The sequence below is a fragment of the Pseudomonas meliae genome (assembly GCF_001400515.1).
Lineage (GTDB): Bacteria > Pseudomonadota > Gammaproteobacteria > Pseudomonadales > Pseudomonadaceae > Aquipseudomonas > Aquipseudomonas amygdali.
This window is the reverse complement of sequence record NZ_LJQT01000228.1, coordinates 7,427-33,046: the sequence shown is the minus strand read 5'-3', so window position 1 is coordinate 33,046 and position 25,620 is coordinate 7,427. Positions and strand designations below refer to the sequence as shown.

The 25,620-nt window shown below is 57.5% G+C and carries 22 protein-coding genes, 2 tRNA genes and 2 pseudogenes (1 of these 26 running past the window's edge); 17 read left to right on the top strand and 9 right to left on the bottom strand.

Annotated elements, in window-relative coordinates; genetic code table 11:
• Positions 1 to 39 precede the first annotated feature (39 nt).
• Together ALO64_RS10235 and ALO64_RS10230 are read right to left on the bottom strand one after the other, a co-directional pair.
• The gene (locus ALO64_RS10235; protein ID WP_002554665.1) at positions 40 to 246 is read right to left on the bottom strand and encodes a SlyX family protein; all 207 of its coding nucleotides are present in this window, start codon (positions 244 to 246) and stop codon (positions 40 to 42) included.
• The gene (locus tag ALO64_RS10230) at positions 243 to 674 is read right to left on the bottom strand and encodes an HIT family protein (RefSeq protein WP_005733340.1); all 432 of its coding nucleotides are present in this window, start codon (positions 672 to 674) and stop codon (positions 243 to 245) included. Before ALO64_RS10230 ends, ALO64_RS10235 begins: the two co-directional genes overlap by 4 nt.
• Positions 675 to 1,096: 422 nt before the next feature.
• On the opposite strand from ALO64_RS10230, the gene ALO64_RS10225 reads away from it, so the two are divergent.
• The 4 genes from ALO64_RS10225 to ALO64_RS10210 all read left to right on the top strand — a co-directional run bounded on the left by ALO64_RS10225 (position 1,097) and on the right by ALO64_RS10210 (position 5,801).
• The gene (locus ALO64_RS10225; RefSeq protein WP_044344262.1) at positions 1,097 to 1,342 is read left to right on the top strand and encodes a hypothetical protein; all 246 of its coding nucleotides are present in this window, start codon (positions 1,097 to 1,099) and stop codon (positions 1,340 to 1,342) included.
• A gap of 196 nt (positions 1,343 to 1,538) precedes the next feature.
• Positions 1,539 to 2,885 (top strand): OprD family porin, encoded by a 1,347-nt coding sequence (locus ALO64_RS10220; RefSeq protein ID WP_044344263.1) that lies wholly within the window; start codon positions 1,539 to 1,541, stop codon positions 2,883 to 2,885.
• A gap of 173 nt (positions 2,886 to 3,058) precedes the next feature.
• Complete coding sequence (locus ALO64_RS10215) at positions 3,059 to 4,774, top strand: proline--tRNA ligase (protein WP_005733337.1); 1,716 nt, start codon at positions 3,059 to 3,061, stop codon at positions 4,772 to 4,774.
• A 70-nt stretch (positions 4,775 to 4,844) separates the two neighbouring features.
• On the top strand, positions 4,845 to 5,801 hold the full coding sequence (locus ALO64_RS10210) for a hypothetical protein (RefSeq protein ID WP_002554669.1): 957 nt from the start codon (positions 4,845 to 4,847) through the stop codon (positions 5,799 to 5,801).
• Positions 5,802 to 5,845: 44 nt separating this feature from the next.
• On the opposite strand, the gene dinB is transcribed toward ALO64_RS10210, so the two are convergent.
• On the bottom strand, positions 5,846 to 6,907 hold the full coding sequence (dinB, locus tag ALO64_RS10205; protein ID WP_005746536.1) for a DNA polymerase IV: 1,062 nt from the start codon (positions 6,905 to 6,907) through the stop codon (positions 5,846 to 5,848).
• Positions 6,908 to 7,167: 260 nt separating this feature from the next.
• Between dinB and ALO64_RS10200 the strand changes: the two genes are divergently transcribed.
• From ALO64_RS10200 to ALO64_RS10185, 4 genes and pseudogenes are all read left to right on the top strand, one after another.
• A tRNA-Met gene (locus ALO64_RS10200) sits at positions 7,168 to 7,244 on the top strand.
• 231 nt (positions 7,245 to 7,475) lie between these two features.
• Positions 7,476 to 7,552, top strand: a tRNA-Met gene (locus tag ALO64_RS10195).
• 374 nt (positions 7,553 to 7,926) lie between these two features.
• Positions 7,927 to 10,544: pseudogene (mprF, locus tag ALO64_RS10190) on the top strand (bifunctional lysylphosphatidylglycerol flippase/synthetase MprF).
• Entirely contained in the window at positions 10,544 to 11,878 is a 1,335-nt protein-coding gene (locus ALO64_RS10185) for a virulence factor family protein (RefSeq protein ID WP_044344265.1), read from the top strand. Before mprF ends, ALO64_RS10185 begins: the two are co-directional and overlap by 1 nt.
• Before the next feature lie 97 nt (positions 11,879 to 11,975).
• Here the strand turns inward: ALO64_RS10185 and ALO64_RS10180 are convergent, their stop codons facing one another.
• A complete protein-coding gene (locus tag ALO64_RS10180; protein WP_005733333.1) occupies positions 11,976 to 13,871 on the bottom strand; it encodes a potassium transporter Kup in 1,896 nt (631 codons plus the stop codon).
• Between the two features lie 319 nt (positions 13,872 to 14,190).
• Here ALO64_RS10180 and ALO64_RS10170 point away from each other — a divergent pair, with 319 nt between their 5' ends.
• The 6 genes from ALO64_RS10170 (at position 14,191) to tsaA (ending at position 19,632) form a co-directional block, all read left to right on the top strand.
• Positions 14,191 to 15,282: a catalase family protein gene (locus ALO64_RS10170; protein ID WP_044344266.1), complete on the top strand. Its 1,092-nt coding sequence runs from the start codon at positions 14,191 to 14,193 to the stop codon at positions 15,280 to 15,282.
• Positions 15,283 to 15,686: 404 nt separating this feature from the next.
• Positions 15,687 to 17,030 carry a 30S ribosomal protein S12 methylthiotransferase RimO gene (gene rimO, locus ALO64_RS10160; protein ID WP_044344267.1) on the top strand — a complete coding sequence of 448 codons (1,344 nt, stop codon included), beginning with the start codon at positions 15,687 to 15,689 and terminating at the stop codon, positions 17,028 to 17,030.
• A gap of 110 nt (positions 17,031 to 17,140) precedes the next feature.
• A complete protein-coding gene (locus tag ALO64_RS10155) occupies positions 17,141 to 17,581 on the top strand; it encodes a GNAT family N-acetyltransferase (protein WP_044344268.1) in 441 nt (146 codons plus the stop codon).
• 92 nt (positions 17,582 to 17,673) lie between these two features.
• The gene (locus ALO64_RS10150) at positions 17,674 to 18,384 is read left to right on the top strand and encodes an rRNA pseudouridine synthase (RefSeq protein WP_002554677.1); all 711 of its coding nucleotides are present in this window, start codon (positions 17,674 to 17,676) and stop codon (positions 18,382 to 18,384) included.
• 80 nt (positions 18,385 to 18,464) lie between these two features.
• Positions 18,465 to 18,926 carry a YehS family protein gene (locus ALO64_RS10145; protein WP_002554678.1) on the top strand — a complete coding sequence of 154 codons (462 nt, stop codon included), beginning with the start codon at positions 18,465 to 18,467 and terminating at the stop codon, positions 18,924 to 18,926.
• 13 nt (positions 18,927 to 18,939) lie between these two features.
• Positions 18,940 to 19,632 (top strand): tRNA (N6-threonylcarbamoyladenosine(37)-N6)-methyltransferase TrmO, encoded by a 693-nt coding sequence (gene tsaA / locus ALO64_RS10140; RefSeq protein ID WP_044324680.1) that lies wholly within the window; start codon positions 18,940 to 18,942, stop codon positions 19,630 to 19,632.
• Positions 19,633 to 19,711: 79 nt separating this feature from the next.
• Here tsaA and fpr read toward each other — a convergent pair whose 3' ends face one another.
• Entirely contained in the window at positions 19,712 to 20,491 is a 780-nt protein-coding gene (gene fpr, locus ALO64_RS10135) for a ferredoxin-NADP reductase (protein ID WP_044344269.1), read from the bottom strand.
• A 123-nt stretch (positions 20,492 to 20,614) separates the two neighbouring features.
• Between fpr and ALO64_RS10130 the strand changes: the two genes are divergently transcribed.
• Positions 20,615 to 21,541, top strand: a complete 927-nt coding sequence (locus ALO64_RS10130) for a LysR family transcriptional regulator (RefSeq protein WP_002554681.1) — start codon at positions 20,615 to 20,617, stop codon at positions 21,539 to 21,541.
• A 7-nt stretch (positions 21,542 to 21,548) separates the two neighbouring features.
• Here ALO64_RS10130 and ALO64_RS10125 read toward each other — a convergent pair whose 3' ends face one another.
• The 3 genes from ALO64_RS10125 to ALO64_RS10115 form a co-directional block, all read right to left on the bottom strand.
• On the bottom strand, positions 21,549 to 21,914 hold the full coding sequence (locus ALO64_RS10125) for a diacylglycerol kinase (protein ID WP_002554682.1): 366 nt from the start codon (positions 21,912 to 21,914) through the stop codon (positions 21,549 to 21,551).
• 83 nt (positions 21,915 to 21,997) lie between these two features.
• The gene (gene erdR / locus ALO64_RS10120; protein ID WP_002554683.1) at positions 21,998 to 22,645 is read right to left on the bottom strand and encodes a response regulator transcription factor ErdR; all 648 of its coding nucleotides are present in this window, start codon (positions 22,643 to 22,645) and stop codon (positions 21,998 to 22,000) included.
• 245 nt (positions 22,646 to 22,890) lie between these two features.
• Positions 22,891 to 23,601 (bottom strand): tRNA-uridine aminocarboxypropyltransferase, encoded by a 711-nt coding sequence (locus tag ALO64_RS10115; RefSeq protein ID WP_044344270.1) that lies wholly within the window; start codon positions 23,599 to 23,601, stop codon positions 22,891 to 22,893.
• A gap of 278 nt (positions 23,602 to 23,879) precedes the next feature.
• Here ALO64_RS10115 and ALO64_RS10110 point away from each other — a divergent pair, with 278 nt between their 5' ends.
• Together ALO64_RS10110 and ALO64_RS10105 are read left to right on the top strand one after the other, a co-directional pair.
• A complete protein-coding gene (locus ALO64_RS10110; RefSeq protein ID WP_002554685.1) occupies positions 23,880 to 24,296 on the top strand; it encodes a quorum-sensing-regulated virulence factor family protein in 417 nt (138 codons plus the stop codon).
• Positions 24,297 to 24,489: 193 nt separating this feature from the next.
• Positions 24,490 to 25,597, top strand: a pseudogene (locus tag ALO64_RS10105) (LOG family protein).
• Positions 25,598 to 25,601: 4 nt separating this feature from the next.
• Here ALO64_RS10105 and recX read toward each other — a convergent pair.
• Positions 25,602 to 25,620, bottom strand: partial view of a recombination regulator RecX gene (gene recX, locus ALO64_RS10100; RefSeq protein WP_054991708.1) — the final stretch only. 452 nt of this gene lie beyond the right edge of the window; the window shows 19 of its 471 coding nt (coding positions 453-471); its start codon lies beyond the right edge, outside the window; its stop codon occupies positions 25,602 to 25,604.

Below are 25,620 nucleotides of genomic sequence, written 5' to 3'. Positions count from 1 at the left end.
TCCCTCCAAAGGAAGTCGCGGTTTTTTTATGGCAACAGATCAATAGTGAGGTGGCGGCGCTTCTTCCTCGAAGGTATCGAACTGACTGCCCATCTCCTCCTGACGCTTGATCATTGCTGCCATCTGCTGCTGTAGATGATCAAACTCGCGCCGCTGCTTTACCAGCACATCATTGAGTGCCTGAATTGTATCGTCCTGAAAGGCCATGCGGCTTTCCAGCTCCATGACTCGCTCTTCAAGGCTCATGACTGCTCCTCCTCAAATCGAAAATCATTCGTCAATACCGGCCTGAGCTGCCGGCAGATTGCCGAGAACTGCTCGTCGGTGTAAGCAACTGCAGCATGCTTGCCCCAGACGGGCGCAGGCCAGGCCGCATCGTCACGATTGCGCACAATTATGTGCATGTGCAACTGACTGACCACATTACCCAAGGCAGCAATGTTGATTTTATCCGCATCGAACAGCTCTTTCAGCACCTTGGCCAGAACACTGGTCTCCTGCCATAGCTGCAACTGATCTGCAGCGCTCAACTGAAACACCTCAGTGATATCAGCCCGACGCGGGACCAGAATGAACCACGGGTAATGACTGTCATTGGAGAGCAGTAACCGGCACAGCGGAAAGTCGCCAATGGGCAAGGTGTCTTGTTGAAGACGAGAATCCAGAACGAACACGATAAAAAACTCCTGACTGCCAGGTGAATGTACCTGCCCTGTCGGTAACAGGGTGCTGCGAGGCCCGCAGGATACTAGGGTTCGCACGGCGCTTCACCTGCCCGCCCCCATGCGCACCAGAATGAGTCCGGCATAACGGTGACCGCACCGATTTGACGCTCGCTAAGGTTGTAGAACCGCCAACCATGAATTCTTTCATTGAAACGCCGCCTGACAATTGCCTGCTTCAGGTACATGAAAATGAAACAGCCCTGGCCTCACCATAGTGACCAACCAGAGCATTGCTCCAGGTTCAGGCGAACCGGGCACGCACTGCACCAAAATCACACACTGCTGTTGCGACAACAACACAACGCATTCGTTTTCTACTCAAAGGGAGCTGATTCGGGTAACGCTTTTGCGAGAAAGAACCGCCCCCAACCATGACACGTAAAATCCATCGATATTTTTACAAAATTGAAATATTCATAAAAATCATATGGATAAAGCAAAAAGGCGATGCTGATTCTGATTTTTCACAAAATTTTTTCATTTTCGGAAATTTTGTGCACGCTTGTTGCTTTATGACCCATATGATCACGCCACCCCCGGCGGAAAACGAGGGTGACAGCATCAAGGGAAACAAGGCTCGCGACCTTGGGGGACGTGTTTGGCAGACTGCGTATTGATCCATTCGATCAAGCACAGATGCCACTACGGGCTAGCCTGGTGCCATGTCGTAAAGAATATGAAAGGATAGAGCTGTACCTATAGCAACCAGCGTCAGCGTGATATAGATTCCGCCGACCAAAAATAGAAAGAGCCGCCCAGATAAAAAAACAGGTGGACGGCAAAAATCTTCTAAAAACCAAAGGAGCAATCACGATGAGAGTGATGAAGTGGAGCGCAATCGCACTGGCCGTTACGGCAGCCAGCACCCAACTGGCAACAGCGGCACCTTTCGTTAGCGATCAGGCTGATGCCAAGGGCTTTGTGGAAGGCAGCACGCTTGACCTGAAGTTGCGCAATTACTATTTCAACCGTGACAAGAAAAACAACCCCGCTCCAGGCGGTCGCAGCGATAAAGACTGGACCCAAGGTATCTGGGCCAACTTCAGCACCGGTTACACTCAAGGCACCATCGGTGTCGGCGTTGAGGCATTCGGCTATGGTGGCCTCAGGCTTTGGGGTCTCGACAAATACTCAGGTTCTGGAAACCTGGTCACTGACGCCAATGGTGATAACGAGGCTACGCAGGGTAAGCTGGGCGGCGCTGTAAAATTCCGCGTATCGAAGACTGAATTGAAAATCGGTGACATGCAGCCCACCAGTCCAGTATTTGCGGTTGGCGGATCACGCCTGTTACCTCAAACCGCTAGCGGTCTAAGCCTGCAAAGCAGTGAGATTGCAGGTCTTGATCTTGAAGCAGGACACTTCTACTCAGGCACAAGCCAGGATGACACCAGTCACGACGGCAGCATCTGGGCAACTTACGCAAACGGCTTCAACGGCCTGAAAGCCAGCAGCGCAGATTTTGTTGGCGGCAAGTACGCAGTGACCGACGGTTTGGGCGTAGCTTTCTATGCAGCCAAACTCGAAGACATCTGGGATCAGTACTACGGTAACGTGAACTACGCATTGCCTTTGGGTAATGATCAGTCACTGGCTTTCGACGTCAACCTGTACCGCACCCTTGACGAAGGCAGCGCTAAAGCTGGATCGATTAACAACACCACTTACTCGGCGTCGGCAGCCTATTCATTCCTGGCAGCGCATACCATTACCGTTGCGTACCAGAAAGTCGACGGCGATACACCGTTCGACTACATCGGTATAGGCGACAACAATCGTGGTGGCGACTCTATTTTCCTCGCCAACTCCGTTCAGTACTCCGACTTCAACGGTCCAGGCGAGAAATCGTGGCAAGTGCGCTACGACCTGAACATGACGCCTTACGGCGTTCCTGGCCTGAGCTTCATGACCCGCTACCTTAACGGTGACAACATTGATGGCACCAAAGTAGACGCGTCCAGTGCCTATGCCAATATGTATGGAGCTGATGGCAAACACCACGAAACCAACGTTGAAGCCAAATACGTTGTACAGACTGGCCCAGCCAAAGACCTGTCCTTCCGTATGCGTCAGGCATGGCACCGTGGTAACGATGCCCAGGCAGATGGCGACGTCAACGAGTTCCGCCTGATTGTCGATTACCCGATCTCGATCCTGTAATCGCAGCTCAGCACTCGTTAATAGAAGAAGCCCGGCTCATGCCCCGGGCTTTTTCATTTGGCTCTGAAAGAACTCCCCTACCCTCTGCAAGCCTACCCCGCCCTGTACGCGACCGGAACACCGCCGTACAATGCCAGGTCATATCCAGTCTCAGCAACCGACAACGGCCAACCATGCGCACCAGTCAATTTTTGCTCGCCACACAGAAAGAAACCCCTTCCGATGCGGTCGTGGTCAGCCATCAGCTGATGCTGCGCGCTGGCATGATCCGCAAGCTGGCATCCGGTCTTTACACCTGGCTGCCCATGGGCCTGCGCGTGCTGCGCAAGGTCGAAGCGATTGTTCGTGAAGAAATGGACGCCGCTGGCGCACTCGAAATTCTGATGCCCGGCATTCAGCCTGCAGAACTCTGGCAGGAATCCGGTCGCTGGGAACAATACGGCCCGGAGCTGATGCGCCTGGTCGACCGCCACAACCGTGAGTTCTGCCTGGGCCCGACCCACGAAGAAGTCATCACCGATCTGGCACGCAATGAGCTCAACAGCTATAAACAGCTGCCGATCAACATGTACCAGATCCAGACCAAATTCCGTGATGAGATTCGTCCACGCTTCGGCCTGATGCGCGGACGCGAATTCGTCATGAAAGACGCCTACTCGTTCCACGCTGACCACGCGTCGCTGCAGGTCACCTACGACCGCATGCACCTGGCATACAGCAACATCTTCACCCGCCTGGGCCTCAAATTCCGCCCGGTCGAAGCTGACAACGGCTCGATTGGCGGCGCAGGCTCGCACGAGTTCCATGTGCTGGCCGAATCCGGCGAAGACGATATCGTGTTCAGCGATGGCTCCGATTACGCAGCCAACATCGAAAAAGCCGAAGCAGTACCTCGTGAGAAAGCTCGTCCGGCCGCTACTGAAGAATTGCGTCTGATCGATACTCCGAACGCCAAGACCATCGCCCAACTGGTCGAAGGTTTCGATTTGCCGATCGAGAAAACCGTCAAGACGCTGGTGGTGCATGCTGCCGAAGAAGGCAAGCTGATTGCCCTGATCATCCGTGGCGATCACGAGCTCAACGAAATCAAGGCCAGCCAGCTTGAACAGGTTGCCAGCCCGTTGGTGATGGCATCCGAAGCCGAACTGCGTGATGCCATCGGTGCAGGCGCAGGCTCGCTGGGTCCGTTGAATCTGCCGCTGCCGTGCATCATCGACCGCTCGGTCGAGCTGATGAGCGACTTCAGCGTCGGCGCCAATATCGATGACAAGCACTATTTCGGCGTCAACTGGGAACGCGACCTGCCGGTTCCGACCGTCGCAGACCTGCGTAATGTTGTTGCGGGCGACCCAAGCCCGGACGGCAAAGGCACGCTGGAAATCAAGCGCGGCATCGAAGTGGGCCACATCTTCCAGCTGGGCACCAAGTACAGCGAAGCGATGAAGTGCCAGGTGCTGGGGGAAAACGGCAAGCCGGTCAATCTGGCGATGGGTTGCTACGGCATCGGCGTTTCCCGCGTGGTTGCCGCCGCAATCGAACAGAACAGCGACGAAAACGGCATTATCTGGAACGACACTCTGGCGCCTTTCCAGATCGCCTTGATCCCTCTGCGCTACGAAACAGACGCGGTTCGTGAAGCGACAGACAAACTGTACGCCGAGCTGACTGCCGCCGGCTTTGAGGTATTGCTCGATGACCGCGACAAGAAAACCAGCCCCGGCATCAAGTTCGCTGACATGGAACTGATCGGTATTCCGCATCGCATCGTAGTCAGCGACCGTGGTCTGGCCGAAGGCAATCTGGAATACAAGAGTCGTACCGAGTCGCAACCGCAAGCCATTGCAGTCTCGGATGTGCTGTCGTTCATCCAGGGCAAAGTGAACCGCTGAGTCAAAAGGCGCACCTGTTTTTTCAATAGGTGCGCCGCTCGTCACTCGCCCAATGCGCATCAGAGATCCCATGCTCAAACGAAGCACCTTAAGCCTCGGCAGCGCCGTCCTGTGCGGCTCGTTTCTCGTCGGCGGCTGTGCCAATCAGCTATCACAACGCAGTGAGCACGAGGAGCGCGTCGAACGCAAACTGCTCGAACACACACTGCAAGTCGATATCGGTGAACCCAAAACGCTGGAGTTACCGCAACGCCGCGTGCGGATTCACGAGCACAAATCGTTCGAAGTTACCGATTTTGAAGTCACCCGCCACTATGACCGCTATACGCCTTACCAGCCCTGGCGGGAGATCTACGAGATCCCCCTCGGCGCGGTCGCTGTTGTAGCAGGCGTCGGGGCGAATGTGGTTAACGTGTTTGCACTGGGCAATTTGCCGGAAAGCATGACCCGGGACTGGATTCACTACGGTGTGGCAGGTCTGAACCCGTTCATGAACGCCCCCTCTCACGGGCGCGCCCAGCAGAATCTGGCGAGCATTGACGAAGTCCAGAAAGACAAGCGGATCGAGAACTCTACGCTGCCATGGAATGAACGCCCGGTGATGGTCAAGGCCGGTAACGAAACTCATGAAATGAGCACCGACCGCAACGGCATTCTGCGCCTGAACCTGCTGGACAGTCCTTTTGCCGAACAGGACCTGAGCCGTATCACGCGCATTTATATCAACGTCGAAGACGACCAGGACAGCGCTCACGCGAACGCCAGCTTGCCGATCAGCCACTCTCTGCGCGGCAAGCTGCTGGAAGCCCACGCACTGATATACGACGATCTGGAAGATGACGAGGTCAGCCAATGGGTGCATCGCGTCAAACGCCTTTCTGACCTGGGGCTGGAAGAAGAAGCCAGCGAGCTCGAACAGAGCCTGATTGAACTGACACGCAACGATCCGCAGTTGCAGGGTGAATTTCTCAAATCACTCGCCAGGGACGCTGGCCGTCTGGTCGCCGTTCCCGCCCAGAGCCAGTAATGTGAAAGGCTGNNCGCGGTATGTAACCGCAGCCGACCATTTCATTATTGCGAGAACAACTCCAATTGTTCATGAGCTGCGCGCAGGTCGTGCAGACGCACACCTATACCCAGAAGCCGAACAGGCTTGGCACCACGGGCAAACGCCTGCGCCAGCAACTGCTCGTAACTGCCCAGATCCCTTCCGGCTCCGGACTGCTCCAGAGTCGTCTGAGTGAAGTCGTGAAACTTCACTTTGACGAAGGGCTTGCCGGGCCGGTACTGCCCTTCCATTCTCGCCATCCGGTTACCGAGGGTTTCCAGCAGGGCGGGCAGCTTTTCCAGGCAGGCAGCCAGATCAGGCAGATCCGTGTCGTAGGTATTTTCTACGCTGACTGACTGACGTCGACTGTCATTCTGCACCGGACGGTCATCTATTCCGTGCGCCAGACTCCAGAGACGCTCACCGAAGCTGCCGAACTCACGGACCAGCGCAAGCTTGCTGCGGCTTCGCAGGTCGGCACAGTCGACGATGCCCAGCCGCCCCAGCTTGTCTGCGGTGACTTTCCCCACGCCGTGTAGTTTGGTAACGGGCAAAGAGGCGACGAAATCCTCGACCTGATCCGGAGTAATGACGAACAAACCGTTGGGCTTCTTCCAGTCGCTGGCGATCTTGGCCAGAAATTTGTTCGGCGCGACGCCCGCCGAAACCGTGATATGCAGCTGATTCGAGACCCGGCGCCGGATGTCCTGGGCGATGCGCGTGGCGCTACCGGAAAAGTGCCCGGCATCCGATACGTCGAGGAACGCCTCATCCAGCGACAAGGGCTCTATAAGGTCGGTGTAATCCCGGAATATCGTATGGATTTCCCGTGACGCCTCCTTATAGGCCTCCATGCGCGGCTTGACGATGGTCAGGTCCGGGCAGAGTTTGAGCGCATGTCGGGATGACATGGCTGAACGCACCCCATACGCGCGCGCTTCGTAATTACAGGTCGCAATCACCCCACGCCGCTCTGCAGAGCCGCCCACCGCCAGCGGCTTGCCAGCGAGCTCGGGCTCGTCACGCATTTCAATGGCTGCATAAAAGCAGTCACAGTCGATATGGATGATTTTGCGCTGCGTCATGACCTGATGGGATTTTGCAATCAATGGCTGAGCAGTATCTCATTCGTACCGGCAAGTAACATCCAGTGATGCGAAAGGTCGCCGTGAAAAACAGTGAAAAGTCCCTGACGCGTGGTCGAAAAAGCTGCGCAGCCCCGCCATACAGGCGTCAGAGCCGAACAAACTCATAAGCGGCGACGCTAACCAATTGAAGAAAAAGCACTTTTTTAAAACTAACCATTGACACCTCGCCATCTCTCTGTAGAATGCCGCCACACAGACGCGGGATGGAGCAGTCTGGTAGCTCGTCGGGCTCATAACCCGAAGGTCGTCGGTTCAAATCCGGCTCCCGCAACCAAACATCAAAAAAGGCTACTCGAAAGAGTGGCCTTTTTTGTGCCTGCGTTAAAAGTACCTTCTCATGCCCTGCCACTGACACCCCTTCATTGCAGCCTGATCAGCGCTTTCACATTGAGGCGCAAAAAAGGCAGCATCATTGGCAAAGGTGCACAATCTGCTACTCATTTGCCTGCTTTCAGGATTAAGGGTTGACACTTCAGCGTTCGGCTGTAGAATGCCGCCACACAGACGCGGGATGGAGCAGTCTGGTAGCTCGTCGGGCTCATAACCCGAAGGTCGTCGGTTCAAATCCGGCTCCCGCAACCAAACATCAAGAAAGGCTACTCGAAAGAGTGGCCTTTTTTGTTTCCGGTGAAAAAACATTTCAGGCGACCGCTAACTGCCTGAGAAAAAAGACTATTTTCCAAGCCCTTTGAAACCCTATCATCACATCTGTAACGTAATGCTTTCATTGACGACAGTTTTTGCATGCGCTGCCGATAGGTGTTACTAAGCTGAATCACGACTGAACCTCGGCTGAACAGCATCGCCTGGCCGGATTCGCTATTCGCTCGTTAGACGTTGACGCGCTAACATCCTGAAATATTTTCTGCGTAGGGATTGGTAACTTGGCTGCATACCTCCATCCTGTCGCGCACGATCCAAGGAGTGATTGATGCGCGACAACATGTCCGATTCCAATGAAACCGTTGATGCAGAGCAACCCGGCAGCCCACCACGCCAGAACTGGCGGGAGCTGCTAAGCAAATACCGGCAGCCTATCGGGCTGGCGGTGATGCTGCTGTTGTTCAGCCTGGCCCTTATTGCCTGCCGCCACATGCTGGTCGAAATGGACTGGTATGCGCTGCACGACTCACTGTTCGCAGTGCCCCTGCCCGCTCTGGGCGGCGCGCTGCTCGCGGCAATCGTCGGCTATATCATCCTGATGGGCTACGAACTGTCCGCCAGTCGCTATGCCAATGTCGATCTGCCCATCAAGACGCTGCTTCTCGGCGGCTTCACCTCGTTTGCCATCGGCAATGCGGTCGGCCTGTCGATGCTGTCCGGTGGCTCGGTACGCTACAGGCTTTATTCACGCCATGGCGTAGGCGCAATCGAAATCGCCCGCATGACCGTATTCGCCAGCCTTTCGCTAGGCTGTGCGTTGCCGCCACTGGCGGCACTGGCCACGCTGAGCAACCTGTCAGGCGCGTCACTGGCACTCAAGCTTCCCGTCGACGTGCTGGCTGTAGTCGCCACAGCAGTGTTGATTGGCAGCCTGCTGCTGGCGGTGTTCGTCTACCGTCGCCGCCTGCCGGAACAGGACATCCCGCACAATATTCTGGTTCGTCTCGGTCGTCGTACCTTGCGCCTTCCAGACTTGAAGCTGACGCTGATCCAACTGGTGATTACCGCGCTGGACGTCGCTGCGGCGGCGATGGTGTTGTACCTGCTGCTGCCGCACGCGCCGCCTCTCGGTGCGTTCATCCTTATTTACCTGCTGGCTCTTGCTGCAGGCGTGCTCAGCCATGTTCCTGGCGGCGTCGGCGTGTTCGAGGCCATTCTGCTCGCAGCCTTTGCCAACGAACTGGGTGCCGCCCCGCTAGCCGCCGCGCTGCTACTTTACCGCTTGATCTACGTGATCCTGCCGCTGCTGCTGGCCTGCCTTACCCTACTGTTTACCGAAGCCCAGCGCCTGCTGCCGACCAAGCAAGCCATGCGCGTTGCCTCGGGGCTGGCGGCACCGATTCTGGCCCTACTGGTTTTCTTGTCGGGGGTGGTGCTGCTCTTCTCTGGTGCCACCCCTGAAATCGATACCCGACTGGAAAACGTCGGCTTCATGATCCCGCATCGGCTGATCGACGCGTCGCACTTCGGAGCAAGTCTTGTGGGCGTGCTGTGCCTGCTGCTTGCCCAGGGCCTGCGTCGTCGGCTGTCTGCGGCCTGGATGCTGACCTCTATTTTGCTGCTGGTCGGTGCAGTGCTGTCGATACTCAAGGGCTTCGACTGGGAAGAGGCCAGCATGCTGCTGCTGACCGCCTGCCTGCTGCTCACGTTCCGCCGTTCGTTCTACCGCCCAAGCCGCCTGCTGGAGCTGCCGTTCTCGCCGGTCTACCTGATTGCCAGCATTTGTGTAGTCGGTGCCTCGATCTGGCTGCTGCTGTTCGCCTATCAGGACGTGCCTTACAGCCATCAGTTGTGGTGGCAGTTCACACTGGATGCAGATGCCCCACGCGGCCTGCGCTCGGCCCTTGGTAGCGCGGTGCTGTTGGTGGTGGTCTCGCTGACCTGGTTGCTGCGTACTGCCAGACCGGTCATCAAACTGCCCGACGCGGCAGATCTGGACAAGGCAGCCGAGATCCTCAAGGCATCCAAACAGCCGGATGGCGGTCTGGTGCTGACCGGCGATAAGGCGATCCTGTTCCATCCGGCTGGCAATGCGTTCCTGATGTACTCGCATCGCGGCCGCAGTCTGGTAGCGCTTTACGACCCGATTGGCCCGACCCAGCAGCGTGCCGAGCTGATCTGGCAGTTCCGCGACCTGTGCGACGTGCACCATGCTCGCCCGGTGTTCTATCAGGTGCGCGCGGAAAACCTGCCGTTCTACATGGACATCGGCCTCACCGCCATCAAGCTGGGCGAGGAAGCGCGCGTTGACCTGCGACGCTTCGATATCGACGCCAAAGGCAAGGAAATGAAAGACCTGCGTTACACCTGGAACCGAGGTGGCCGCGATGGGCTTTCGCTGGAAATCTACGAGCCGGGCCAAGCGCCTATCGATGAGCTGAAAGTGATTTCCGATGCCTGGCTAACCGGCAAGAATGTCCGCGAAAAAGGCTTCTCGCTGGGCCGCTTCAGCACTGAGTACCTCAAGTACTTCCGCATTGCCATCGTGCACTTCCAGGACAAACCGGTCGCGTTTTCCAACCTGCTGGAAACCACCAGCCCGGAACTGGCCAGTCTGGACCTGATGCGATCTCACCCGGACGCCCCCAAGCTGACCATGGAATTCATGATGGTCGGCCTGATTCTGCATTATAAAGCCCAGGGTTATGCGCGATTCAGCCTGGGAATGGTGCCTTTGTCGGGGCTGCAGCCACGACGTGGCGCGCCGATCACTCAGCGCCTGGGTTCGATGATCTTTCGTCGTGGCGAGCAACTGTACAACTTCCAGGGGCTGCGTCGCTTCAAGGACAAGTTCCAGCCCGACTGGGAACCTCGTTATATGGCCGTGCCTGCCGGACTTGATCCGCTCGTGGCACTGGCTGACACCGCCGCCCTGATTGCGGGCGGTCTGACTGGATTGGTGAAACGCTGATGATTCGACGCTCCTGGCGCCTTTTGCTTGCAGCTCTGGTAATTGTTCTTTTAGTCGTAGCACTGGGAATATGGATCTGGAACCGCCCTGCCCCGCCCGCATCGCTGGAACACTTGAACCTTGACGGTGGCGCGCCACTGACCAGCGTGACACCGGCCACCAGCATCAAGACCCGCATTGCGCTGGCCGTCACCGCTGAAGAAATGCTCACCGACAAGCAGTTGCTGGCGATCAGCAAGGACGCTTCGGCACGCATCATTCAGGTGGTATTGCCCAAGGACGACTGCGTCCTGCAACAGAAAACCTTTCAGGATGCCCTGGCGAAGCTTGACGGCCCCGCGAAGGTTGTCGGTGGCATAGGTCCTGGCGCAACTCTGGCGTGGCGCTGGCTGGCCGAGCAGACCGACGACAAGGCGCAGGCCATTTCCGTCGGGTTTGCGCTGGAGCATGTTTCGAATCCGCCGCCTGTTCTGGAGGAAGACGAGAAACCGCCGCAGATCTGCGACGTGCCGCTGCCGCAAAAAGCTCCGCACGGACACTGGCTGGCCGCCTGGAACGACGCCCCGGATGATCCGAGTGCAGCGTTCGTGCGTGACCAAACCAATGCCGACACCAGCATCAGCGACTACGACATTCCGCTGCCTCAGGTGCTCAACACCGAGCTGCGCCACCTGTTACTCGGTGAAAACGACAGTGGCGGCCTGGGCATCCCGGTCGTCGAAGTCCCGGCCAGCCAGCCTTCCGATACCGTGACACTGTTCATGTCCGGTGACGGCGGCTGGCGCGATCTGGACAAGGTCGTGGCAGGCGACATGGCCAAGATGGGCTATCCGGTGGTGGGCATCGACGTGTTGCGCTACTACTGGGAGCACAAGACACCGGAGCAGACCGCTGTCGACCTTACCGACCTGATGAACCACTACCGTCAGAAATGGGGCACCAAGCGCTTCATCCTGGCTGGCTACTCGTTCGGCGCGGACGTGATGCCCGCGATCTACAACCGCCTAGCTGCGGATGATCAGAATCGGGTCGACGCGATCATTCTGCTGGCCTTCGCCCGTACTGGCAGCTTCGAGATTCACGTCGACGGCTGGCTCGGCAACGCAGGCAAGGAAGCCACCACCGGACAGGAGATGGCCAAGCTGCCAGCCGCCAAGGTGTTCTGTGTTTATGGTGTCGAAGAGAAGAAAGACAGCGGTTGCACCGACACTACCGCAGTCGGCGAGGCCGTTCAGTTGCCTGGAGGTCACCACTTCGATGAAGACTATCCGGCACTGGCCAAGCGCCTGATCGACGCCATCAACAAGCGTCAGGGCAAGGCTACCGCTCAGTAAGCGCCGCCAGATAGAAGTCTGAACGGCATAAAAAATCCCGGCACCGTGAGGTCGCCGGGATTTTTTTATCCACGCTGCCAGCCTTGCCAGCGAACGCTTACATCTCTACTTGCGTACCCAGCTCGATCACCCGATTGAACGGCAGCTTGAAGAAGCGCAGGTTGCCGTTGGCATTCTTGAGCATGAACGCGAACAGCGCCTCACGCCAGCGCGCCATGCCATCCATCTTCGACGGGATCACCGTTTCGCGGCTGAGGAAGTACGTGGTGCGCATCGGACTGAAATCCAGCTCCGGCAGATCACACAAGGCCAGCGCAGCAGGCACATCGGGCTCATCAATGAAACCGAAGTGCAGAATCACCCGGTAAAAGCCTTCGCCATAGGACTCCACTTCAACGCGCTGAGCGGCAGGCACACGCGGTGAGTCCTCATACACCACCGTCAACAGCACCACTTGCTCGTGCAGTACCTGGTTGTGCAGCATGTTATGCAGTAGCGCATGAGGCACGGCATCCGAACGTGCGGTCAGGAACACCGCCGTGCCCTGCACGCGATGCGGCGGCTGAACGCGAATACTGCCGATGAAGATCGGCAACGGCAGGCCGCCCTCGTCAATCCGCTCCGCCAATAGTTGCTTACCGCGCTTCCAGGTGGTCATGAGGATGAACAGCACTGCACCTGCCAGAACCGGGAAGGCACCGCCCTGGAAGATCTTCGGTACGTTGGCCGCAAAGAACAGGCCATCCACCAGCAGCAGGCAGATCAGCAACGGAACAGCCAGCAACGGCGGCCATTTCCAGAGCATCAGCATCACCGTCGACACCAGAATGGTGGTGCAGAGCATGGTCCCGGTCACTGCCACGCCGTACGCAGATGCGAGCGCGCCAGACGATTCGAAGCCGATCACCAGCAGAATGACACCCGCCATCAGCGCCCAGTTGACGGCACCGATGTAGATCTGGCCCTGCGCATCACTGGAGGTGTGCTGGATGTGCATGCGCGGAATGTAGCCCAACTGGATCGCCTGCAGCGTCATCGAGAAGGCGCCGGAGATCACCGCTTGCGAGGCAATGATGGTTGCCATCGTCGACAGACCGATCAGTGGCAGCAGCGCCCAGCCCGGCGCCAGCAGGTAGAACGGGTTACGAACCGTTTCAGGATTGCCCAGCACCAGCGCACCCTGACCGAAATAGTTGAGCAGCAACGCAGGCAGCACGAGGATGAACCAGGCACGTGAAATCGGCTTGCGGCCAAAGTGACCCATGTCGGCATACAGCGCCTCGGCCCCCGTCAGGGCGAGCACCACAGCACCCAGAATGGCCACACCAATGCCCGGATGAATGATGAAGAAATTCACACCCCAGGCCGGATTGACCGCTTTTAGCACTTCCGGCGACTGCATGATGCCGTAAACGCCCAGCGCGCCGAGCACCAGAAACCAGGTCACCATCACCGGGCCGAACAGCACGCCGATGCGTGCCGTGCCGTGGCGCTGAATCAGAAACAGCCCCACCAGCACAATCAGCGCCATGGGCACGATCCAGTGATCGAGGCCATCGAAGGCCAGTTCCAGCCCTTCCATCGCCGACAATACCGAGACTGCCGGGGTAATCATGCTGTCACCGTAGAACAGCGCAGCACCGAACAACCCGAACACCACCATCATCATTTGCAGTTTGGGATGTTTGGCCGATGCTCGACGCGCCAGCGCCATCAACGCCATGATGCCGCCCTCGCCCTGGTTGTCAGCACGCAGAACAAACGCCATGTACTTGAACGAAACAACCCAGATCAGCGACCAGAAGATCAGTGACAACACCCCGAGTATCGCGTCATGCGTGACTTCCACGCCGTAACCGCCCTGAAACACTTCCTTGAGGGTGTACAGCGGGCTTGTTCCGATATCGCCATAAACCACCCCCACTGCCGCGATCAGCAACCCGATAGGCTTGGCAGTGCCTGCGGCCTCCCCATGACTGTTTGTTTGACTCATCCACTACTCCCGGAAACCAGACATGAGGTTCAACACTGAGAACATCACAACGCGTAACAATTCAGATTCAGCCAGACATTGACATGCCTCGGCGCGATGGCGCGAAGCATAACGCAGCACTCGTTGTAATTCTTGGTGAAACGCAAACGGCGAAAATGATCAGGCCAGCGCGCCCCGTCTTTCAGGCAGTTTACGGGGAGATATTTCTCATTGAACGACGCAAATACCGGCCGGTCATTACTTAAGCCTGCCGCCTGAAAGGTCATCAAGAACCGCATCGACGTCCGGGTACCCTGATCCCTCTGACCGAGATGCCCTGATGACTACAAAAAATCTGACTGTTCAGCCATTACGCTTCCAGCCCTCATTTGAAGTCGTCCCCGACGATGAAGCGCAAACCAGCAAAGAGCTGGTGGAAGCCATGCATTCCATTCTTGAAACCACTCTGCAAGACACCGGGCACGCCATTCGCAGTGTGCATGCCAAGGCACACGGGTTACTTCGCGGGCAGATTCAGGTCTATGACGACCTGCCCGAGCCGCTGGCTCAAGGCGCGTTTGCGAAACCTGGAAATTTCCCGCTCTTCATGCGGTTCTCAACCAACCCGGGGGATATTCTTGACGACAAGGTCTCAACGCCCAGGGGGCTGGCGATCAAACTTGTGGATATCGAAGGCACGCGCTTGCCCGGCAGCGCCGACGCATCGACCCAGGATTTCGTCATGCAGAACGCCAAGGCCTTTACTGCCAGGGACCCCAAGGCTTTTTTGAAAACCTTGAAATTATTGGCCAAAACAACTGACAAAGCGCCGGGCATGAAGAAGGCATTGTCTGCAGTCCTTCGCGGTATCGAGTCCGCTATCGAGTCTGCCGGGGGCGAGAGTGGCACACTGAGAAGTCTCGGCGGGCACCCGATGACTCATATTCTCGGCGAGACGTTCTACACCGTCGTACCTTTTCTGTACGGCCCCTACTACGCCAAGCTGAGCGTAGTCCCCATTTCCGCAGAGTTGATGGCGCTGACCGACAAGGCTGTGGACCTGAAAGACAAGCCGGATGGCCTGCGTGAGGCAGTCAAAGCGTTTTTCCTCGAAAACGATGCCAGCTGGGAGGTTCGTATCCAGCTGGCCACGGACCTGGAGAAGATGCCGGTAGAGGATGCGTCGGCGATCTGGCCGGAAGACCTCAGCCCCTACGTGACAGTCGCTCGAATCGATGTCCCCCGCCAATCCTCGTGGTCAGAGCAAAGCATTCAGGAAATCGATGAAGGCATGTCATCCAGCCCATGGCATGGTCTTGAGGCGCACCGTCCGCTGGGCGGAGTGATGCGAGTGCGCAAACCTGCCTACGAACACTCGGCGGGCTTTCGCAGTCAGCACAATGGGTGCCCGATGCACGAGCCACGGGGTTAACAGGTCAATCGGCCCGAGGTTAGATCCTTATGGCGATGGCTCCCGTTTCATCAGTGCGCATCGCNNACATCTGATGAAACGGAACAGCCTTCAGGCAAATACGACTTCAACTCGCGGTCGAGAGCGTAGCCAGATACGTCCTGCATATCCTGAAGGTCTCAACCAATGCGCCTCCCTCCCGAACCTGACAATTGCGCACACAAAGTATGCAGGCTCGCGCAACAGCCAAGCGCTCTTTGAGCATAAATCCTCTCCTCGCCTGACATACGTCGCAATTCTCATCCAAACGCTGGTCATCGCGCCCGCTCACCGCTAGAATTGCGCACTTTTTGATCAGAGGCGCAGCAAGCGCCCAGTCAGCGCCTGCGCTTCGCGTTCGGGTGCCCTTCACGCCGAGGTTTGCCATGTCCACCGTCACCACGCCGTCCGCCCCAAAGGTCGGATTCGTTTCACTGGGTTGCCCGAAGGCACTCGTTGATTCCGAACGCATCCTGACCCAGCTGCGCATGGAAGGTTACGAAGTCGTTGCGACCTACGAGGATGCCGACGTGGTCGTGGTCAATACCTGCGGCTTCATCGACACCGCCAAGGCCGAGTCGCTGGAAGTGATCGGCGAAGCAATCAAGGAAAACGGCAAGGTCATCGTGACCGGCTGCATGGGCGTTGACGCAAATGTCATTCGCGATGTGCACCCCAGCGTGCTGTCGGTGACCGGCCCGCAGCAGTACGAACAAGTGGTCAACGCAGTGCACGATGTCGTGCCGCCCCGCAAGGACCACAATCCGCTGATCGACCTGGTGCCACCGCAAGGCGTCAAGCTGACCCCGCGCCACTACGCGTATCTGAAAATTTCCGAAGGCTGCAACCATAGCTGCAGCTTCTGCATCATCCCGTCGATGCGCGGCAAGCTGGTCAGCCGTCCGGTTGGCGATGTACTGGATGAGGCCAAGCGTCTGGTCAAATCCGGCGTGAAGGAGCTGCTGGTTATTTCCCAGGACACCAGCGCCTATGGCGTTGACGTCAAATACCGCACCGGGTTCTGGGACGGCCAGCCGGTCAAGACCCGCATGACCGAGCTGTGCCAGGCGCTGGGTTCGATGGGCGTCTGGGTTCGCCTGCATTACGTTTACCCGTACCCGCACGTCGACGAACTGATTCCGCTGATGGCGGCCGGCAAGATCCTGCCGTACCTGGACATCCCGTTCCAGCACGCCAGCCCGAAAATCCTCAAGCTGATGAAGCGGCCAGCCTTTGAAGACAAGACACTGGCACGCATCAAGAACTGGCGCGAGCAGTGTCCTGATCTGATTATCCGCTCGACATTCATCGTCGGCTTTCCCGGTGAGACCGAAGAAGACTTCCAGTACCTGCTGGACTGGCTGACCGAAGCCCAACTGGACCGCGTCGGCTGCTTCCAGTATTCGCCGGTTGAAGGTGCTCCTGCCAATCTGCTGGATGCGGCCATCGTGCCGGATGACGTCAAGCAGGACCGCTGGGATCGCTTCATGGCTCATCAACAGGCAATCAGCGCTGCGCGCCTGCAAATGAAGATCGGCAAGGAAATCGAAGTACTGATCGACGAAGTCGATGATCGTGGCGCCGTAGGCCGCTGCTTCTTCGATGCCCCGGAAGTCGACGGCAACGTGTTCATCGGTCTGGAAGAGGGCAGCACCGTTCAGCCAGGCGACAAGATCATGTGCCGCGTTACCGATGCTGACGAATACGACCTGTGGGCCGAGATGCTGTAAGCACAGCCCCTTGCCGTAACCGAAAGCCCTGCNNGCCTGCCCTTGAACCGGCAGGGCTTTTTCGTCTCTGGCCGTTGTCTATGCAAGACTGGCCGAAAGGAGAACGCGAGATGCGGTTATATACCCCGGACACCAACGATTACCCGGAGATGAGCGAGGTGTGGGAGCGCTCGGTGCGCGCCACCCATGACTTTCTACCGGACGCCTACATCATCAGGCTCAAGGGGTTGCTGACACAGTATCTGGACAGCGTGACGCTGTTCTGCACCCAGGACGAGCGGCTCAACATCACGGGCTTCGCGGGCGTGAACAAAAACCGACTGGATATTCTGTTCATCGACCCGAACCATCGCGGGAAAAAGCTGGGCACGCAGCTGCTGACCCACGCAATCGAGCACTTCGACATCCGTGAACTGGACGTCAACGAGCAGAACACTCAGGCACTGGGGTTTTACCTCCGGCATGGTTTCGACGTTGTCAGCCGTTCTGAAGTCGACGGCTTGGGTCAGCCTTATCCGATGCTCAGAATGCGCCTGACCCGTCGTAACTGACATCGATTACAGCGCAAATGCAATGTTGCCGCGATTAACCAGCGTGAAGCGGTTACAATGGCGCCTTTCCCATCAGTAAACGGCTTTTCTTCATGACAGACCCCATTCGCCTTTCCAAACGCCTTATCGAGCTGGTCGGTTGCTCCCGCCGGGAGGCCGAACTGTTTATCGAGGGTGGCTGGGTTACTGTGGACGGCGTGGTCATCGAAGAGCCGCACTTCAAGGTCAGCACCCAGAAAATCGAGCTCAGCCCGGATGCCAAGGCCGACTCCCCTGAACCGGTCACGATAATCCTGCACAAACCTGCCTCGGCAAGCGCCGAAGAGGCTTTGCAGATGATCACGCCGGGCACGCTCTCGGTCGAGCACAGCTACAGCAAGCGTCCGCTCAAGGGCCACTTCATGCGCCTTGAGGCGATTTCAAGCCTGCAAGCCAATGCCAGCGGCTTGATGGTGTTCAGCCAGGACTGGAAAATCCTGCGCAAGCTCACCGATGACCGCAGCAAGATCGAGCAGGAATACGTGGTGGAAATCTCGGGCGAAATGGTTGCTCATGGCCTGAACCGGCTGAATCACGGCCTGACCTACAAAGGCAAGGAACTGCCCGCCGTAAAGGCCAGCTGGCAGAACGAGAACCGCCTGCGCTTTGCAATGAAAAACCCGCAGCCCGGCATCATTGCCCTGTTGTGTGAAGCCGTTGGCCTGAAGATCGTCGCCATTCGTCGCATCCGCATCGGCGGCGTGTCCATGGGCAAACTGCCCGAAGGCCAGTGGCGCTACATGACGACCAAGGAAAAGTTTTAACTCCCTCGGCACCCGACCTTATTACCGCGCGCATGATCACCGTCATGCGCCGCCATACGACTTATCAGGAAACACGCCTCATGATGAACAACGACGTACTGCGCAGCGTGCGCTACATGCTCGATATCAGCGACAGCAAGGTTGTCGAAATCATCGGTCTGACCGGTTTTGAAGTGTCCAAAAGCGATGTCATCGCTTTCATGAAGAAAGAGGAAGAAGAGGGCTATCTGGATTGCAGCGATGAAATCATGGCGCATTTTCTCGACGGCCTGGTTTACTTCAAACGTGGCAAGGACGAAAGCCGTCCGCCGCAGCCGATTGATCTGCCGATTACCAACAACATTGTTCTGAAGAAACTGCGCGTGGCCTTCGAACTGAAAGAAGACGACATGCATGCCATCCTGAAATCCGCAGAATTTCCGGTTTCCAAGCCAGAGCTGAGCGCACTGTTCCGCAAGGTCGGACACACCAACTACCGCGCCTGTGGCGATCAACTGCTACGCAATTTCCTCAAGGGTCTGACACTGCGCGTGCGTGGCTGAACCGGTCGGCACCATGAGTTACAACGTCTCCCCTGTCGGCTTCGTACGCTCCTGTTTCAAGGAGAAATTCGCCATCCCCCGCCAGCCACAGCTGGCCCCGGCAGCACGTGGAGTGCTGGAGCTGGTGGCGCCTTTCGATCAGGGTGAGGCTGTTCAAGGGCTGGAAGAGGTCAGTCATGTCTGGCTGCTGTTTCTGTTCCATATGGCGCTGGAAGACAAGCCGCGCCTGAAGGTTCGCCCTCCGCGTCTGGGCGGCAACCAGTCGATGGGGGTATTTGCCACGCGCGCGACGCATCGCCCCAATGGCATCGGCCAGTCGGTGGTCAGGCTGGACAAAGTCGAAGCCGGTCGCCTGTGGCTGTCCGGCATCGACTTGCTGGATGGCACACCAGTGCTGGACATCAAGCCATACGTACCCTACGCCGATGCAATCGCCGAGGCGACCAACCACATCGCCAGCGCTGCGCCGGCCCTGATACCGGTGCAGTGGCAGGACGCCGCCCTGCGGCAGGCTCGCGAACACGCACTACGCCTGAGTGAGCCGCTGGTCGAGCTGATCGAGCAATGCCTGGCGCAGGACCCGCGCCCGGCCTATCAGCTACCGACGCCAGAACGCCGCTACGGCGCTCAATTCTGGGATCTGGACGTACGCTGGCACTACCCGCAGGCCGGTGTGATTTGCGTGCTTGAAGTCCTGCTGGCCTGAAGGGATGCCAGCGACAAATCCCGGGCAATAAAAACCCGCCTGATCCCTTCAGGGACGAGGCGGGTTTTGTAAGGCCGACTTACTTCTCGACGAATGCACGCTCGATCAGATAGTCGCCGGGCTCACGCATGCGTGGCGAAACGGTCAGACCAAAGCTGTTGAGCACTTCGCTGGTCTCGTCGAGCATGCTCGGGCTACCGCACAACATGGCGCGGTCGTCCTGTGGGTTGATCGGTGGCAAGCCGATATCGCTGAACAGTTTGCCACTGCGCATCAGATCGGTCAGGCGACCTTCGTTCTCGAACGGCTCGCGGGTGACAGTCGGGTAGTAGATCAGCTTGTCACGCAGCGCTTCACCAAAGAACTCGTTCTGCGGCAGATGCTCGGTGATGAATTCGCGATAGGCGACTTCGTTCACGTAACGCACGCCGTGGCACAGGATGACTTTCTCGAAACGCTCGTAGGTTTCAGGGTCCTGAATCACGCTCATGAACGGCGCCAGGCCAGTACCCGTGCTCAACAGGTAAAGATGTTTGCCCGGCTTGAGGTCGTCCAGCACCAGCGTACCCGTAGGCTTTTTGCTGATGATGATTTCATCGCCTTCCTTGAGGTGCTGCAACTGCGAGGTCAGGGGACCGTCCGGCACCTTGATGCTGAAAAATTCCAGATGCTCTTCCCAGTTCGGGCTGGCAATCGAGTAGGCGCGCATGAGCGGACGACCGTTTGGCTGCTGCAGACCGATCATGACGAACTGACCGTTCTCGAAACGCAAACCAGGGTCGCGGGTGCACTTGAAACTGAAGAGGGTGTCGTTCCAATGGTGGACGCTGAGGACACGCTCGTGGTGCATGTTGCTCATGTACGTGAAGACTCCTGAAAAAATAGTGCGCGCAGAAGAACTGCGCTATTGCGCGACATTCTAGTGGCAGACACAATATCTGTTAAATGAATTATCAAGATATAGGTTATCGGTTATATAGATATGCGATTTACTCTTCGTCAGCTCCAAGTGTTCGTTGCCGTCGCCCGACAGGAAAGCGTCTCCAAAGCAGCCGTGCTGCTTTCGCTTTCGCAGTCGGCTGCCAGCACCTCCATCACCGAGCTGGAGCGCCAATCGAGCTGCCAGCTGTTTGACCGCGCCGGCAAGCGGCTAAGCCTTAACGCCACGGGCAGGCAATTACTGCCGCAGGCCGTCGCTCTGCTGGATCAGGCAAAGGAAATCGAAGACCTGCTGAACGGTAAATCAGGCTTTGGCTCGCTGGCAGTCGGGGCCACACTGACGATTGGCAATTATCTGGCGACCCTGCTGATCGGCGGCTACATGCAGCGTCACCCGGAAAGCCAGGTCAAACTGCACGTCCAGAACACCGCGCATATCGTGCAACAGGTTGCCCACTACGAGATTGATCTGGGCTTGATCGAAGGCGATTGCAGCCACCCGGACATCGAAGTGCAGTCCTGGGTCGAAGACGAACTTGTGGTGTTCTGCGCTCCACAGCATCCACTGGCCAAACGCGCCCATGTAACGCTGGAAGAACTGACCCATGAAGCCTGGATACTGCGAGAACAAGGTTCAGGCACGCGTTTGACGTTCGATCAGGCCATGCGTCACCACCGCAACGGGCTGAATGTCCGACTGGAGCTGGAACACACCGAAGCCATCAAGCGGGCAGTGGAATCCGGACTGGGCATTGGCTGCATTTCCAGACTGGCGCTACGCGACTCGTTTCGTCGCGGCAACCTGGTGGAATTGGCCACGCCTGAGCTGGATCTGGCGCGTCAGTTCTATTTCATCTGGCACAAACAGAAATATCAGACGTCAGCCATGCGCGAATTCCTCGAACTGTGCCGCGCGTTCACCGCCGGAGTGAAGCGCAGCGACGAGATCGTGCTGCCAAGCCTGTATTGAACAAGCCCTAACCCAGCAGCACAATGCCCCACACCAGAGCGATCATGCTCAAGGCGATGAACTGGGCAGCGCTGCCCATGTCCTTGGCGTTCTTGGACAACGGGTGCAGGTCCAGAGAGATTCGGTCGATGGCAGCCTCTACAGCTGAGTTGAGCAATTCTACAATCAGGGCCAGCAGGCAAACGGCGACCAGCAAGGCATGCTCGGCCTTGCTGACGTGCAGGAAAAACGATAGCGGGACCAACACCACGTTAAGCAGTACCAGCTGGCGGAAAGCGGCTTCACCTTTGAAAGCAGCTGACAGACCGTCCAGAGAATAGCCTGCGGCATTGAGGATACGTTTTAGACCGGTTTGGCCTTTGAAGGGCGACATAGAGAGGCTGCTGTGTAAAAAAGATGAGGAAAGCTAAGGCACTAAAGGTCAAAAAAGCGTGAATGCTCGCGACCTGAACACCGTTAACTGGACGAGATGGACTCAAGCTGCTGTAACAACAACGCTGCCTGAGTTCGCGTGCGCACGCCAAGCTTGCGGAAAATCGCCGTGACGTGCGCCTTGATAGTGGCTTCGGAGACGCTGAGTTCTGAGGCAATCTGCTTGTTCAGCAGCCCCTCACAGACCATCGTCAATACTCGAAACTGCTGGGGCGTGAGGCTGGCAAGGCCAGCGCTTGCAGCCTTCGCTTCATCCGAAACACTGATCACTTCATTGACCTGCGGCGGCCACCAGACGTCGCCATCGAGCACGGTGCGCACCGCCTGCTGAATGACTTCAAGGGGGCTGGATTTAGGAATGAACCCGCTGGCACCAAACTCTCTGGAACGCACCACTATCGACGCCTCTTCCTGAGCCGAAACCATCACCACCGGTATCTGCGGATATTGGCCGCGCAACAGGACCAGCCCGGAGAAGCCATAAGCCCCTGGCATGTTCAGGTCCAGCAGAACCAGATCCCAATCAGCCTTCTCTCCCAGACGGGATTCAAGCTGGGCAATGCTTTCTGCCTCGACGAGCCGCGCTTCAGGCCCCAGGCCAATGCTCAGCGCCTGATGCAGCGCACTGCGAAACAGGGGATGATCATCAGCGATCAGGATGTCGTAGGTCATGTAGTGATCCTGTTTTTATAGTGAGGGCCGACAGAATCGGCCACCCAGCAAGACTGGCGAATGCGCATCGCGACAACCCGAAAAGAGCGTCGGTGCCACACCAGACAAGATGAATCGGCTTCCAGGCGGCGCCAAGCATGCCCAGCAAGACCATGACGGTCAAGCGCGAAGCGTCATTGCCCGAGAACATGGATGGCAATTAGCCCATACAGGGCAGATCCGCAACACTGCGTGATAGAAAGCCTTCAAATAAAAGACTTCAAATGAGTGTGGGCCGCGTCGTCGGGGTCTATCGGCTTGAGGTACTTGGCACCCAGATAATGAGCGCTGAACACATCCAGATAAGCATCCAGTACACCACTGGCGCAGGTATCCCCGGCCAGCTCCAGACAAAGCGCGGCGACTTCGGCAGTACAGAAGTGATCGTCTCGCCTTGATCGGCGCAAACGGTAACGCGAGATCTGCTCGGGCTCCAGCGTCAACACCGGAAACCTTTCCAGATACGGGCTTTTGCGGAACATCTTGCGCGCTTCGGTCCAGGTGGCATCCAGCAGAATGAACAGCGGACGCTTGCCATCCATGCGCGACACCTTATTGACCACACGCTCCTCGGCAACGAATTCACCAGGAAAGACGATGTAGGGCTGCCACTGCGGATCGTCCAGCAAGGCGAGCAATTGCTCGTCGACATCTATTCGCGACCAGCCGAAGGCGTGGGTGTCCTTGATGACATCGGCGATCAGCCAGCCGGTGTTGGTCGGCTTCAAAGGCTCGGTGTCGTACATCAGCAGGCACATGCCTGACTCGGCAGTCACGGCAGGTCGCCACGCGCACAGGCAATAACTGGAGATAACCCGGCAATCCGGACAGCGCGGCGCGCGCGAACCGCGAGCAATAAAGGGCTTGGTACTGCGGGCCAGACGCTCGTCGCGCAGACGGGAAACGGCATGACTCATTACAGGACACGCCTGCGGGGGGAATACATCGACACCACAAAGACTCGGCAGGATTAAAGTGCGCGCAGTTTATCAGAGCCCCGGCACTTCAACCCGCTTTCGGTCCTCGAGCTGTTCCCGCTTCAGAGAGACCGTGTTGAAACGGGTACAGCCCCTAGGCCCGATGAAGACTCCTGCTCTATACTGCTGCGCCATTGCAACCCGCGTTATCGGCGGGCTGCCCGGAACGCACTTTGAAGTCGCTGGTCCAACGGCCAGCCACTTAATCAGGAGAGTTTATGCTGCGCCTTATCGTACCCACCCTTACGCTTTTGCTCGTTGCTCCGCTATGCGCCCAGGCGGCGTCGAAACAGGAGTTCGAACTCAGCAAGATGCTGGAAAAAGTGGCTAAGGAAAGCAGTGTCGGCACGCCAAGAGCGATCAACGAAGACATCCTCGATCAGGGCTATACCGTCAGTGGCAACGAATTGATCAACCACTTGAGCGTACGCGAAGGTCAGGCCCAGCAAATGCGCGCCAACCCGGACGTGATGCGCAACCAGTTGGGCAACAGCGTTTGCCACAACAACGGTTTCCGCCAGTTGATGACCAAGGGGGCCGTCCTCAAGTATCAGTTCACCGAGTACAAGACCAACCGCCCGGTTGCGACCCAGACCTTTCAGGCGTCGGATTGCACTGTAAAGCCGAAAAAGTAAGTACCCTCGGCACCTGGCACCCTCCCCGCGCGCCTGTCCCTCAGGCGCGTCAGTTCAGCAACGCTCAAGACATCCTGCAACGAATCCGCCCTGGCAATGAACAGGGAATGGGTAGCCTTTCTCTGCAAACCGGGACATCATCGATTCAACATGCCCCACCGGGCCATTGATTCTGCAGGAGGATAAACCCCGAATGCCGTATGTACCTGACGATCTTCTATCCCGACACTTTCAAAGCAACGGGCTCGACCTGACCAGCAAAATTGAAGAGCACATCAACGAGGTTGCTCCTGGTACCAGAAACCTGCCGCTGTACCGCGACATGATGCTCACGGTGCTACGCATGGCCCAGGACGACCGCAATCGCTGGGACGTCAAGATAACGCTGCAAACCCTGCGCGAACTGGACAAAGCCTTTCGGGTGCTCGAGCGCTTCAAGGGCCGCCGCAAAGTCACCGTATTCGGCTCTGCTCGCACCCCTCAGGAGCACCCCCTTTACGCACAGGCCAGAGAGCTGGCCAAAAGCTTGCCCGCTCGGACATGATGGTCATCACCGGCGCAGGTGGCGGCATCATGGCGGCAGCCCACGCAGGTGCAGGTCTGAAACACAGCCTGGGGTTCAACATTACCCTGCCCTTCGAGCAGCACGCCAACCCTACGGTGGAGGGCACGGAAAACCTGCTGCCTTTCCACTTCTTCTTCACACGCAAGCTGTTCTTCGTCAAGGAAGCCGACGCACTGGTGCTGTGTCCAGGCGGGTTTGGAACCCTGGACGAAGCGCTGGAAGTGCTTACATTGATACAGACCGGCAAAAGCCCTCTGGTGCCCGTCGTGTTACTGGACACCCCTGGCGGCAGCTTCTGGCAAGGTGCACTGGACTTCATCAAAAACCAGTTGCAGGACAACCACTACATTCTGCCAGCCGATATGAAACTGATGAGACTGGTCTACAGCGCCGATGACGCCGTGGAAGAGATCAACCAGTTTTATGGCAACTTCCACTCCAGCCGCTGGCTGAAATCCGCATGCGCTACGCGCTCAGCGCGAAGGCTCTGGAGCACATGCAGGAAGCTTTCGCCGATCTGTGTATCAATGAAAACTTTCATCAGCACAGCTATCAGGGCGAGGAGCACGATGAAGTTCAATTCAGTCACCTGACACGACTTGCGTTTACCTTCACAGGACGCAATCAGGGCAGGCTTCGTGAACTGGTGGACTACATCAATCAACAGGAAAACTGGGAGGACGCCTCAGCGACAAGAGATGGCGCGCAGGATCAAGCGCCACAGAAAACGCTCTGATACCTCAGTCATCCCCGCCACCT

Coding starts and splice junctions, on each gene's coding strand:
- ALO64_RS10235 (WP_002554665.1), bottom strand. CDS start 246: ATGAGCCTTGAAGAGCGAGTCATGGAGCTGGAAAGCCGCATGGCCTTT.
- ALO64_RS10225 (WP_044344262.1), top strand. CDS start 1,097: ATGACACGTAAAATCCATCGATATTTTTACAAAATTGAAATATTCATA.
- ALO64_RS10220 (WP_044344263.1), top strand. CDS start 1,539: ATGAGAGTGATGAAGTGGAGCGCAATCGCACTGGCCGTTACGGCAGCC.
- ALO64_RS10215 (WP_005733337.1), top strand. CDS start 3,059: ATGCGCACCAGTCAATTTTTGCTCGCCACACAGAAAGAAACCCCTTCC.
- ALO64_RS10210 (WP_002554669.1), top strand. CDS start 4,845: ATGCTCAAACGAAGCACCTTAAGCCTCGGCAGCGCCGTCCTGTGCGGC.
- dinB (WP_005746536.1), bottom strand. CDS start 6,907: ATGACGCAGCGCAAAATCATCCATATCGACTGTGACTGCTTTTATGCA.
- ALO64_RS10185 (WP_044344265.1), top strand. CDS start 10,544: ATGATTCGACGCTCCTGGCGCCTTTTGCTTGCAGCTCTGGTAATTGTT.
- ALO64_RS10180 (WP_005733333.1), bottom strand. CDS start 13,871: ATGAGTCAAACAAACAGTCATGGGGAGGCCGCAGGCACTGCCAAGCCT.
- ALO64_RS10170 (WP_044344266.1), top strand. CDS start 14,191: ATGACTACAAAAAATCTGACTGTTCAGCCATTACGCTTCCAGCCCTCA.
- rimO (WP_044344267.1), top strand. CDS start 15,687: ATGTCCACCGTCACCACGCCGTCCGCCCCAAAGGTCGGATTCGTTTCA.
- ALO64_RS10155 (WP_044344268.1), top strand. CDS start 17,141: ATGCGGTTATATACCCCGGACACCAACGATTACCCGGAGATGAGCGAG.
- ALO64_RS10150 (WP_002554677.1), top strand. CDS start 17,674: ATGACAGACCCCATTCGCCTTTCCAAACGCCTTATCGAGCTGGTCGGT.
- ALO64_RS10145 (WP_002554678.1), top strand. CDS start 18,465: ATGATGAACAACGACGTACTGCGCAGCGTGCGCTACATGCTCGATATC.
- tsaA (WP_044324680.1), top strand. CDS start 18,940: ATGAGTTACAACGTCTCCCCTGTCGGCTTCGTACGCTCCTGTTTCAAG.
- fpr (WP_044344269.1), bottom strand. CDS start 20,491: ATGAGCAACATGCACCACGAGCGTGTCCTCAGCGTCCACCATTGGAAC.
- ALO64_RS10130 (WP_002554681.1), top strand. CDS start 20,615: ATGCGATTTACTCTTCGTCAGCTCCAAGTGTTCGTTGCCGTCGCCCGA.
- ALO64_RS10125 (WP_002554682.1), bottom strand. CDS start 21,914: ATGTCGCCCTTCAAAGGCCAAACCGGTCTAAAACGTATCCTCAATGCC.
- erdR (WP_002554683.1), bottom strand. CDS start 22,645: ATGACCTACGACATCCTGATCGCTGATGATCATCCCCTGTTTCGCAGT.
- ALO64_RS10115 (WP_044344270.1), bottom strand. CDS start 23,601: ATGAGTCATGCCGTTTCCCGTCTGCGCGACGAGCGTCTGGCCCGCAGT.
- ALO64_RS10110 (WP_002554685.1), top strand. CDS start 23,880: ATGCTGCGCCTTATCGTACCCACCCTTACGCTTTTGCTCGTTGCTCCG.